This window comes from Streptomyces sp. NPDC107471, assembly GCF_055582845.1.
This window is the reverse complement of the sequence record NZ_JBVJPC010000017.1, coordinates 96,055-107,460: the sequence shown is the minus strand read 5'-3', so window position 1 is coordinate 107,460 and position 11,406 is coordinate 96,055. Positions and strand designations below refer to the sequence as shown.

7 protein-coding genes and 1 pseudogene are annotated in these 11,406 nt (G+C 70.6%); 2 read left to right on the top strand and 6 right to left on the bottom strand.

Translation table 11 applies throughout. The features are described from left to right. Nucleotides 1-541: pseudogene (locus ACZ66S_RS38525) on the top strand (glycosyltransferase family 2 protein); the annotation flags it as partial. A gap of 334 nt (nt 542-875) precedes the next feature. Further along, the gene (gene ligA, locus ACZ66S_RS38520; RefSeq protein WP_469906235.1) at nt 876-2,963 is read left to right on the top strand and encodes an NAD-dependent DNA ligase LigA; all 2,088 of its coding nucleotides are present in this window, start codon (nt 876-878) and stop codon (nt 2,961-2,963) included. 540 nt (nt 2,964-3,503) lie between these two features. Here ligA and ACZ66S_RS38515 read toward each other — a convergent pair. The 6 genes from ACZ66S_RS38515 to cseB all read right to left on the bottom strand — a co-directional run bounded on the left by ACZ66S_RS38515 (nt 3,504) and on the right by cseB (nt 10,079). Next, nucleotides 3,504-4,481, bottom strand: coding sequence for a CU044_5270 family protein (locus ACZ66S_RS38515; RefSeq protein ID WP_469906234.1), 978 nt, complete (start codon nt 4,479-4,481; stop codon nt 3,504-3,506). After that, nucleotides 4,478-5,074: an RNA polymerase sigma factor gene (locus tag ACZ66S_RS38510; protein WP_469906233.1), complete on the bottom strand. Its 597-nt coding sequence runs from the start codon at nt 5,072-5,074 to the stop codon at nt 4,478-4,480. The genes ACZ66S_RS38515 and ACZ66S_RS38510 overlap by 4 nt, the downstream gene beginning before the upstream one ends. A 792-nt stretch (nt 5,075-5,866) precedes the next feature. Further along, nucleotides 5,867-6,790 carry an endonuclease/exonuclease/phosphatase family protein gene (locus ACZ66S_RS38505; RefSeq protein ID WP_469906242.1) on the bottom strand — a complete coding sequence of 308 codons (924 nt, stop codon included), beginning with the start codon at nt 6,788-6,790 and terminating at the stop codon, nt 5,867-5,869. A 70-nt stretch (nt 6,791-6,860) separates the two neighbouring features. Continuing rightward, nucleotides 6,861-7,781: a D-alanyl-D-alanine carboxypeptidase family protein gene (locus ACZ66S_RS38500; RefSeq protein WP_469906232.1), complete on the bottom strand. Its 921-nt coding sequence runs from the start codon at nt 7,779-7,781 to the stop codon at nt 6,861-6,863. Between the two features lie 284 nt (nt 7,782-8,065). Then, entirely contained in the window at nt 8,066-9,304 is a 1,239-nt protein-coding gene (locus ACZ66S_RS38495; RefSeq protein WP_469906231.1) for an ATP-binding protein, read from the bottom strand. 1 nt (nt 9,305) lies between these two features. After that, entirely contained in the window at nt 9,306-10,079 is a 774-nt protein-coding gene (cseB, locus tag ACZ66S_RS38490) for a two-component system response regulator CseB (RefSeq protein ID WP_469906230.1), read from the bottom strand. Nucleotides 10,080-11,406: the final 1,327 nt, after the last annotated feature.

The window sequence follows — 11,406 nt, the reverse complement described above, 5'->3', positions numbered from 1 at the left end:
CCACGCCCACGGCGAACTCCTCGTCCATGACACCGCCCGGGACCTTTGGTGGTACCCCGACGCCGACCTGACCCCACGCACCCAGCCGCTCGGCGGTGGCCGTCACCGGGTCGTACTCACCGGTGAAACACCCATCGACCCCCTCACCCTGGCCGGCGGCCGGCCCATGGAACCCGGCACACATGTGGTGTGGGCGAGCGCCCAACTCCTCGGCGTGGGCCGCAGAGCGCGCGTGACACCCGGCGCCGACACAACGCGCCGCGCAGGCCCCGGGGTCGGTGTCAGCTTCGGCTCTGCCAGGGTCGGAACCCCACCGCGCCTGGTCATTCCGGTCTGGGACGGCCCGGACGGCCAGCTCCGCCTCTCCGTCCGCCCACCAGGGCCGGCCACACTCCCCCACCACCTCTACCTGCGCACCACCTCGGCTCCGCCCGTACGCCGGGTAGCCCGCACCGTCCTCCACCGCCTCCCCGCCGACGTACGCCGCCGAGCGAAGAAGCTGGCGCGCAAGGCGGATCCTTGGAGCGGCGGCCGGCCGTAACAGCCGCACCTACGCCCACGGGAGCTGTCCGCTACGGACACAGGAGATGACCAGATGCAACCCGGCTCGTACGGTCACAGGGTGCGGGGAGGATGAGAGCAGTGACGTCCAGGAGCAACCAGTGCGCGAGCACGTGCGCAGCAGGCTCAGGACAAGAAGAGACACGGAGTTAGGGGCAGATACCGAGGGTGCCTGACATGGGCTGGTTCGCGCGGCCTCGGCGTAGGGGTCGAAGGGGCCATCGCCCGTGAGCCTGTGGTGAGTGAGCTGCTCGGCGACGGCCCGCGCGGGCTTGGCCGGTGCTGTTGTCAGTGGCGGCAGGCAGGATGACCACATGACCACACCATCAGCTCCGATCGTGGACGCCGCGGCCTACGCGCAGGCCGTCGAGGCCCTCGTGGCGGCCGCAGCCGCCTACTACACGGACGGCACCTCATCCCTCGACGACGACGCCTACGACAGGCTGGTGCGTGGTATCGCGGAGTGGGAGGTCGCGCACCCCGACCAGGTGCTGGCGCACTCCCCCACGGGTAAGGTCGCCGGCGGCGCGGTCATGGGCGATGTGCCGCACACGACGCCGATGCTGAGCCTGGACAACGTGTTCTCGCCCGAGCAGTTCACGGCGTGGACGGCCTCCCTGGCCCGCCGCATCGGCCACGAAGTCGAGAAGTTCAGCGTCGAGGCCAAGCTCGACGGTCTCGCCGTGGCGGCCCGCTATACCGAGGGGCGCCTGACGCGGCTGATCACCCGTGGCGACGGGATCGCCGGGGAGGACGTCTCGCACGCGATCGGCACCATCGAGGGCTTGCCCGAGAAGCTGGCCGAGCCGGTCACCGTGGAGGTGCGCGGGGAGGTCCTCATGACGACGGCCCAGTTCGAGCACGCCAACGAGGTGCGCACCGCCCACGGCGGACAGCCCTTCGCCAACCCGCGCGGTGCTTCCGCGGGCTCCCTGCGGGCCAAGGACCGCGCATACACGGTGGCGATGACGTTCTTCGGCTACGGCCTGTTGCCCCAGCCCGACACCGACGCCGAGTTCGCCGAGCATCTGGGCACCCTCGCGCACAGTGACCTGATGGTCCTGGCCGCCCGGCTGGGAGTGCACACCCCGGCCGCCACCGCGGCCCCCGGGATCGTCGCCACGACCGTGGAGGAGGTCCTGGACCGGGTGCGGGAGATCGCCGCCCTGCGCGCCGGGCTGCCCTTCGGGATCGACGGCATCGTCATCAAGGCCGACCTGGCCGCCGACCAGCAGGCCGCGGGATCCGGGTCGCGTGCGCCCCGCTGGGCGATCGCCTACAAGCTGCCCGCCGTGGAGAAGATCACCCGCCTGATCGAGGTGGAGTGGAACGTGGGCCGCACCGGGATCATCGCCCCGCGCGGCGTCCTGGAGCCGGTGCAGATCGAGGGCGCCACCATCACCTACGCCACCCTGCACAACCCGGCCGACATCACCCGCCGCGACCTGCGCCTGGGAGACCACGTCATGGTCCATCGCGCCGGCGATGTCATCCCGCGCATCGAAGCCCCCGTCGCCCACCTGCGCACCGGCGACGAGCAGCCGATCGTGTTCCCCGAGGTGTGCCCGCGGTGCGGCTCCGCCATCGACACCAGCCAGGAACGCTGGCGGTGCGAACAAGGCCGCAACTGCCACCTGGTCGCCTCCCTGTCCTACGCCGCCGGCCGCGACCAGCTCGACATCGAGGGCCTGGGCACCACCCGCATCGTGCAGCTCGTCGAAGCCGGCCTGGTGGCCGATCTCGCCGACTTGTTCGCCCTGACCCGTGACCAACTACTGGCGCTGGAGCGGATGGGCGCGACCAGCACCGACAACCTCCTCGCCGCGATCGCCGCAGCCAAGGACCAGCCGCTGTCGCGGGTCCTGTGCGCGCTCGGCGTCCGTGGCACCGGCCGTTCCATGTCCCGCCGCATCGCCCGCCACTTCGCCACCATGGACAACATCCGGTCCGCCGACGCCGAGACGATGCAGCAGGTCGAAGGCATCGGCACCGAGAAAGCTCCGTCGATCGTCGCCGAGCTCACCGAACTCGCCCCGCTCATCGACAGACTCACCGCGGCGGGAGTGAACATGACCGAACCCGGCGCCACCCCACCGGCGCCCGCAGACGGCAACGCCGAAGCCTCTGCCGGCGACCAGGAGGTGCCGGCCGGGCCGCTGGCGGGGATGACGGTCGTGGTCACCGGTGCGATGACCGGCGCACTGGAAAAACTCAGCCGCAACCAGATGAACGAACTCATCGAACGCGCCGGCGGCCGCTCCTCCTCCAGCGTCTCCAAGAAGACCACCCTGGTCGTGGCCGGGGAAGGCGCAGGATCCAAGCGAGCCAAGGCCGAGGACCTCGGCATCCGCCTGGCCACCCCAGACGAATTCGCCGCCCTGGTCGCCGACTTCACCACCTGACCACGGTGACGGCTGTGCTCCAGCTCACCGCGGTCAGGGCAGCGAGCGGGAACACCTGACGACGGTTGACCGTTCCTCTGTATGTGGCTGGTGGAGGGGACAGAGTCCCCGGGCCTCACGCTCCGCCCCTGGGGACGATCGTACGGCTGAAGCCCCATGGAGCACCCCGCCGCGTGGCGACCGCCCTCCGCCCGCCACCACCCACGGCCCCGGCTGGCCTCCCCCGTCCAGCCGGGGCTTTCGCCTGCCGACCACCGGCACTTCTACTCAGCGGGGACGGCGCCGGATCACACGGGGAAGATCCGGTGTCCGTCCAAACGGCGATGAGGCGTGAGGAGTTGGAGGCCGCGCCGTTGAGGTCGAGCTCTCCGATGATTCCGTTCTCGAAGAACAGGGTGTCGCCGTTCTGCACGCCCGCCGGACAGAGCCTTACGCCGGGGTGCTCATCGATGACGCCCACGACTACTCCGAGCCGCCGCGTTCACAGCCTCACGGGCGACGAGACGCGCCCGGTGTCACACCGTGTGCCGCTCGCGGTGCTCAGGGGTGGGCGCCGGGTTTGTTGACGACGCCCCAGGCGGCGCGGGCGCTGACCGTCTCTCCGTCGTCGCGGGTCTGCCCGAGGTAGGCGTAGCTCTCGGGATCGAAGAAAATCTCCTGTTTGCCCTGCGAGCCCGAGGGCGCCCTCTTGGCATAGTTCACGCTCACGCCGATCGCCGCGCGGCCGAGCGGGTCCTTGACGCCGGTCGTCACCCGGGCGCCGGGGATCTTCGCGAGAGCCCGGAACAGGCCTGCCTGGACTTTCGGCGGGATCAGCACCGACCGGTACAGGACGTCGATCTCCCGCCAGTCGCGCTGTGCGCGCGTCTCCCCGTCGATGGAGCCGATGGCGTGCTCCTCGCGGATGCGCTTCATCATGCGGTCGGGGTCGCTCGGCAGGGTGGCGAGGAAGCGGTAGAACTGCCGCTGGGAGCGGTCGTCGTACCCCTCCCGCTTCCATTTCTCCTCCTGGTTCGGGCCGTACCAGACCTGGAGCTCGTCGGGGTCGAAGTCCGAGATGTCACCAGCCCGGGGGATGCCGGGCAGTTTGGCCTGGCCAGTGCCGTCCCAGCGGGTCCACTCCTCGCTGCTTTGCGGCTTGCCCTCGACGAAGACGGTGCTCTTCTCGTACACCCACTGCTTCGGGCCGGGTTCGGTGCCGTCGTGCTTCTCGACGGTCGCGGCGGCCAGTTCGAGGGCGTCGACGGAGGCGCCCGCCGACAGCACCTGGGGGCGCTTCCCGACGGGGGCGCGGGGGCTGCCCTCGGGCAGAACCGCGACGATCCCGGCGGTCACGGCGAGGGCCCCTGCGGTGGCGGCGCCCACCATGATCATCCGGCGCCGGGGAAGGGCTGCCCGCCCGCGGTGGGTCTCCTGCCGGAGCACCGCGGTGAGCCGGGCCCGCGGCGCGGCGAGCTGGTCGGCGTCGGGAAGGGGGGCGTCGGCGCGCAGGGCACGGGTTTCGGAGAGCTCGTTCATGCGGGATCGCCTTCGTGTATGCGAGCTTCGGTGAGGGGGCCACCGGCCGCGCCGGTTGCGGTACGCAGCTTGCGGCGGGCGCGGTTGAGACGGGAGCGGACGGTGCCGACGGGAATGCCGAGGGCTTCGGCGATCTCCTGGTAACTGAAATCGGCCCAGGCGAAGAGCAGCAGGACGTGCCGGTCACCCGCGGAGAGACGGGCCAGCGCCCCGGCCAGTGGGCGGGTGGCGGCCTCGGCAGCCAGGCGGTCGTCGGCGGATTCGGTCCAGCTATCGGCGACCGGATCGTGGCCGGTGCGGGCGAGCAGCTTCAGCGCCCTGACCTCCTCCCGGCGCTGCCGGCCGATCTGTTTGGCGGCGATGCCGTACAGCCAGGGCCGCACGCCGGCGCGGGCCGGGTCGAACCGGGCCCGTATCCGAAAGGCCGTCAAAAACGTGTCGGCGGTGACGTCGTCGGCTGCGTCCCGGCCCAGGCGTCGGGCGACGTACTGGTGGATCGCCGGGGCGTGACGCTCGAACAGCGCCGCGAAACGCTCGGGTTCGGCGAGTGAGGCCGTGATGAGCTCGGCGTCGCCGCCGGCCGAGTCGGTCATGGACTGTCCGTCCGTTGGTGGGGTCGGTGAGTGTCAGGATGGCTGGTGTTCACACCCTGTACTTGCCGATCCGCGGCGAACGGGTTCACGCCCGGCGTCATAGATGGACAGGGCCCTGGCCCACTCCGTGCACCGGTGTTGCGCCGCACCGCGCCCGAGGTGTCCCGGGCGTTCCCCCTGGGGCGTCGCCGGTGATGACGTTGTATGACGAGCTCCGGTTCGCGGCGAGCTTCGCCCGCGCCTTGAAGTCGCCGATGCCGTTCCCGTCCTACGGCGTCCGCGCCTTCTCTGAACTACGAGCACGCGGGCGGCACGGTAGTTGGAGCACGCTGGGCCAGTCGGCGGCATCCGTGCGAGACATCGGTGTTCCGGTGGGCCTCGTCAGGTCACGGCTTGGAACGGCGGGCGGAGCCGCACGACAGCGGCGTCTCCGCCCACTGCCAGGTTCTCGGTTACCACCCGTGGGCGGCGGCGCGTGTGCTCGGAGCTGTTCGCTTCAGAGACGAGCCGATGTGCCCGCCTGTTCCGGCCCCTGCAGGGTGACGTCGGCCACCCGCAAACAGTCGCGAGGGCACTGACCCGCAAGGCGCGCACACGCCGCCGCTTCCGATCACGCTGCCGAGTGGCGAGCAGGTCATCGTGCCGTTCACCTCGAGGTTCAAGGAAGCTGCCGCGCACCATGGCCTGGTCGTCGGCTATCAGTAGCCGGACGGGGGTCACGTCGGTCGTGGTCATTGGTTCTCTTCGGCCGGCGGGCGGACGGACACCGCGACGCCCTGTGCAGTGGACGACTCACAACCTCAACCTGGCCGCCACTGGCAGGTGGTCGCTGCCGGTGGCAGGCAGCGTCCAGGACGCGCGTGGGTCCACGCCGCGTACGAGGATCTGGTCGATCCTCACCACGGGGAACGAGGCGGGCCAGGTGAGGCCGAACCCGGCACCCGCCTCGGACTGGGCCGAGCGCAGTTGTGAGGTGACGGCGGACAGCGCCCGGTCGTCGAGGGTGCCGTTGAAGTCACCCACGAGCACGATGCGAGGGAGCGTTTCGGCGCGCAGGGCGGCGCCGAGGCGCCGCCCTGCGGCGTTGCGGTCCTCGGTGGTGAAGCCGGAGGAGGTGAAGCGGACCGACATCAGGTGGGCGACGAAGACGGCGACCGGCCCCTTGCGCGTGCGGACAGTGGTGCGCAGGGCGCGCGCCCAGGGCGAGATGTCGACCGGCCGGGTATCGGCGATCGGGTAGCTGCTCCACAGGCCGACGGTGCCTTGCACCGAGTGGTACGGGTAGGTGCGGGCCAGCGTGCTGACGTACTCCGGTGTCTCCGCGCCGCCCAGCTCTTCGAGGGCCACTACGTCGGCACCGGAGGCCGCCAGGGCTCGTGCCGTGCGTACCGGGTGCGGATTGTGCTCGCTGACGTTGTGTGTCACGACGGTCAGATCGCCGCCGCGGGCCCGCTTGTCGACGAGCGTCCCGCCGAAGAGCGAACACCAGATGACCGCGGGCAGCAGGACGGCCGCGGCGGCGGTCACGGACCGGCGGACCAGCGCGCACACCAGCAGCAACGGCACGGCCAGGCCCGTCCAGGGCAGGAAGGTCTCGATGAGGCTGCCGATGTTGCCAACCTTGTTGGGGATGTGGGCGTGGCCCAGCATCACCAGCGCGGCCAGCAGTGCGAGGGCTGCGACAATCCTGCCGCGTCGCCAGGCGCCGGTGCCCAGGCCGGGCTCGGGTACGGGAGAGGGCGCCGGTCGCGGGGAAGGGGTGCTGAGCGTCGATGTCACTGTGGTCTCACTGCGTCCCGGGCTCGGTCTGCGCGAGCCATAGCCGCACACGGTCGATCAACGCGGCACTGTTGGCCAAGGCGGCCTGGAGCCCCTGCTGGGGGCTGGTGCCTGCTTGCTGGTGGAGGACGACGCCGAGGATGAGACGGTCGCGTCCGCTGCCGTCCGGCGCGGTGGCCGCCCACATCAGGTTGCCGCCGGCCGGGGTGCTGGATCCGGTCTTGAGGCCGATCACGCCGGACGTGCCCAGCAGCGCGTTGGTGTTGGGGATAGGGCCAGGTGCGCCGGGGACGCTGGTGCTGGGCATCGCGGCTATGGACCGGATCACCTCGTCGCGCATGACCTGCCGCGCCAGCTTCATCTGGTCGGCGGATGTGCTGGTGGTTGTGGGCTCAAAGCCGCTGGAGCCGGTGTAGGTGGTGCGGCGCATGCCCAGAGCGTGGGCCGCCTGGTTCATTTTCGTAGTGAACGCCTCCTGCGAGCCGGCGTCCCAACGGGCCAGCAGGCGCGCGATGTTGTTTCCGGAGGGGATCAGCATCAGTTCCAGCAGCCGCCGTTCACTCAGCCGTTGCCCCGCCCTGACGGGCACGCTCGACTCCGTGCCGCCCGGCACGTACTCGCCTTCGGCCTGCTGGTCGACGGCGATGTCGGGACCGGCCTCGCCCATCCGCAACGGGTGGTCGCGGAGGATCACGTACGCGGTCATCACCTTCGTGAGGCTGGCGATCGGCACTGGCATCTGTGTGCCCTTCGTCCCGAGATCACCACGATCACCGAGGCCCTCGACCAGGACGCTCGTCTGGCCCTCCCGCGGCCAGGGCAACGTCCCCGCGGCCGAGCGCGCGGTGGTCGGGCCGACGCGCGAGTCGCCGTCGCCGGAAGTGAGCCGGACGGAGACGCCGAGAACGGCCACGCTGATCAGGGCCATGACGCCGACGCCAAGGAGGACCAGGGAGGGGCGGACCGGCCGGTCTGTCCGGCGAGGAGGGAACCACGGGCGGCCCGTCGACGGTGGCCGCCATGGTGGTCTCACCTGGCGCGAGCCGCGCAGGCCGAGAACACGGAAAAGACGCATGAGAGCGGTACCTCCTGGCGGGCTGACGAGCGGCGTTCGCACGTCAGCCACCTTGGGCGAGGAGGATCTCCGCAGGGCCGTGGCCGTGGATCCGGCAGCGCTCGGCCGGTCATCCGTCGTGTATCAGCCCTGTCGCGTCAGCCGGTCGGCGGCAGCCGGAGCGTGGCGACGGCTCCGCCTTCGGTGGCGTTGGAGAAGGTCAGCGACGCGCCGATGACCTGGGCCTGGCCCGAGGCGACGGTCAGCCCGAGACCGTGGCCGCGGCCACGGTCGGCCGTGCTGGTGCGGAAGCGCTGCGGCCCTTCCGCGAGGAGGCTGGCGGGGAAGCCGGAGCCGTGGTCGCGGACGACGACCGTCGTTCCCTCGAGGGTGACCTCGACCGGCGGACTGCCGTGCCGGTGGGCGTTGACGACCAGGTTGGCCAGGATCCGGTCGAGTCGCCGCGGGTCGGTCTCGGCCACGACGGGCGCGCCGCCGACTGCGAGCCGCGCCTCCACGCCGGTGCGGGCCAGCGAGTCCTGGACCACGTCGGCGAGGACGACGGGCCGCAGTTGGGCGCGTTCCACGCCCGCGTCCAGCCGGGAGATCTCCAGCAGGTCGTCGACGAGGGTGCGCAGTACCCGCACCCGGTCCCTGACCAGATCAGTGGCCTCACTCTCCGGGAGCAGCTCGGCGGACGTGACCAGACCCATGAGCGGGGTGCGCAACTCGTGTGCGACATCGGCGGTGAAGCGCTGTTCGGTCAGCAGTCGGCCCCGCAGACTGTCGGCCATCGAGTCGACGGTGTCCGAGATCTCGGCGATCTCGTCGCCGCCCCGGCCGCGCATCTCGGTCCTGGCGGCCAAGTCCCCCGCCGCGATCCGGCGGGCGGTCCGCGCCACCCGTCGCAGCCTCCGGTTGGGCAGTTCGGCGGCGAGAGCCGAGAGGGGTACGACGACGGCCAGCGCGAGCAGGGAGTACTGCCACATGTGCCGGTCCAGGGCGCTGCGGCTGAGCTGGTCGGGGGTCATGTCGACGAAGGTCGCCGCCACTCTGCCGTCAGACAGCAGTTGCCCTGCCCACATCCGCGGCTGATAGCGGTTGCTCTCGTCGTACAGGGCGGCCTGGCCATGAGCCCGCACGCTCCGCGCCAGGGCCGGTGGCATCCCCTCGGGGGTGTGGACAAGGCTGTCCGTCGCCTCCGGGCTGTCCGAGGTGAGGGCGGTACTCAGGGCGGTGTAGGCCCTGGCCGCACCGTCGTTCATCGACCGCTCGTAGGTACTGCGGTGCACCAGCAGGCCGACCGTCAGCGCGATGCCGCAGCATGCCACGGCCACCAACACGGCGATCTTCCAGCGCAGCGACCGCCAGTGGAACAGGGCTCGGACGGTGCCCATCTCAGCGCCGCAACTTGTAGCCGAAGCCTCGGACCGTCTCGATCCGCTCGGACCCGATCTTCTTCCGCAGCCGCTGCACGCACAGGTCGACGACGCGGGTATCGCCGTCCCAGCCGTAGTCCCACACGTTGCGCAGAAGGGTCTGCCGATCCAGGACGATGCCGGGATTCGCGCCGAACTCCAGCAGCAGCCGTAGTTCTGTGGGGGCCAGAGCGACCGACTCGCCGGAGAGGAACACCTCCAAGCCGGCGGTGTCGATGGCCAGATCCCCGAAGACGAGCAGAGCAGGCTGGTCGGACTGGTCGAGATGGCCCGACCGGGCCGGTGTGCCTGACTGCTCCGGTCCGCTCGTTGCCGCGGCGGTTGGAGTGAAGCTGGCCCGCCGCAGCAGTGAGCGGATGCGGGCCACCAGCACAGCGGTGTCGACCGGCTTGACCACGTAGTCGTCGGCGCCCGCCTCCAAGCCGGCGACGACGTCCAGCCCGTCACCACGTGCCGACATCATCAGGATCGGGTCCATGCTGGTCTCCCGGATGCGGCGGCACAGCCCGATGCCGTCGAGCTCCGGCAGCATCACGTCCAGCAACAGCAGGTCGTGCGTGCCCTCCCGGAACAGTTCGAGACCGGTCAGTCCGTCGCCCGCCGTCCTGACGTCGTAGCCGTAACGCTCCAGCGCCATCGAGACCGACCTACGGATCACCTCGTCGTCCTCGACGAGGAGGATCGTGACGGGAGCGGGATCGGGAGCGCCGACACTGACGGACGAGTAGGACATCTTCTCCGACCTGTGCGAGGGGGTGGCGAGGGCTCCATCAATGCCGTCAGGAGCTCTTCGAGAGCCCGGGGGCTCCGGGGCCTCCCAGTCCGGGTGCCCGGGCATGGGCAAGATTTTCTCACCGTACAGCCAACTGCTGAAGTATGAAGTGACCATCGCCGCCGTCGAGGCCGCAAGCGCGGTGAACGCGATACGGCGGCGCCGCGTCCGGCGTGCCGGGCAGGGACCAGAGAGCAGGGGGCCTTGGGCCAAGCCCCATCGTCGTCCGTCGGGAACGCCCGCACCCCGGGGCCCAACTGCCTGTCCGACCTTGACGAGAGCATGCGTCACCACGCATTCCTCGCCGGCACCACCTACGGCCAGGGCTCCCTGCGACAGATGGAGGGCCGTCATCGTGCACACCCTTCGTGATGTCGCCCTTGGCTGGGCGCCTGGGCGTCAGGAGCCCTGGAACCCGGCCACTCGGTGGCCCATGCCGGAGGCCCCCGCTTGGTGCAATTCATCGGCTGAACGGGCGCCGACCCGGCGGCGCGGTCATGACCGCGGCAGTAAGGCCGAGCGCGATCAGCCGGAACCCGCGTACGCCAACTGAGCGCTGCCCGAAACATCCCTGAAGCATGACTGCGGCCTTCGCCCACCAGCCTTGTCGGGCGGCGTCGACTCCTGACGCCGCCAGGACTGCCTGCCTTGCGCCGGAGCCCGTCGCGTTCCGTGAGCGCGGCAGGGTGGGTGAGGATCCAGCGGGTGACGGCGCGGGCTGACGGTGGTGGCCGGGGCCCGATGGGCTGGGCTTGCCCCGCAGCGTGTTCCTGACACCTTCCCAAAGTTTGCAGGCGCTGGTGCAGCCGTCTTGCCAGCGTCGGTCGCGGTAGGGCTTGAAGGCATCGAGCCTGGTCGGGCGGTTTTGCCACTGGTCGGTGAACAGGTCTTCCGGGGTACTGCCGCGGGAGAAGCGCAGGAAGGCGTTGAGGCCCATGCCGGGTTGTCGGGCAACGGACCGCTTGCAGTGTCCGGTGGCCAGGGGCGTGAACGGTCGCGTGCTTGGCGCGGGTTCGCTCGGTGGACAGGTGACTACGCATGGACAGCTCTCCATTGCCAGGCCCTGTTTGTGCCCGTCGCCGCCGCAATCGTGCCCCCTACTTCGCCGACGGCGCGGTAGACGCATTTCTCGACTGTTTCGCCCAGGTTGTGCCAGAGGTGCCACCTGTCGGCCACCTGAAGGGCTTGTGGAACACCATGGGTCGGGGAACGGAACGCCGTGCAGCGCTCGACCTAGACGCGATGCCGGGAGAAGCCCAGCACCTGGGCGACCGCGGCCCCGAGGTTG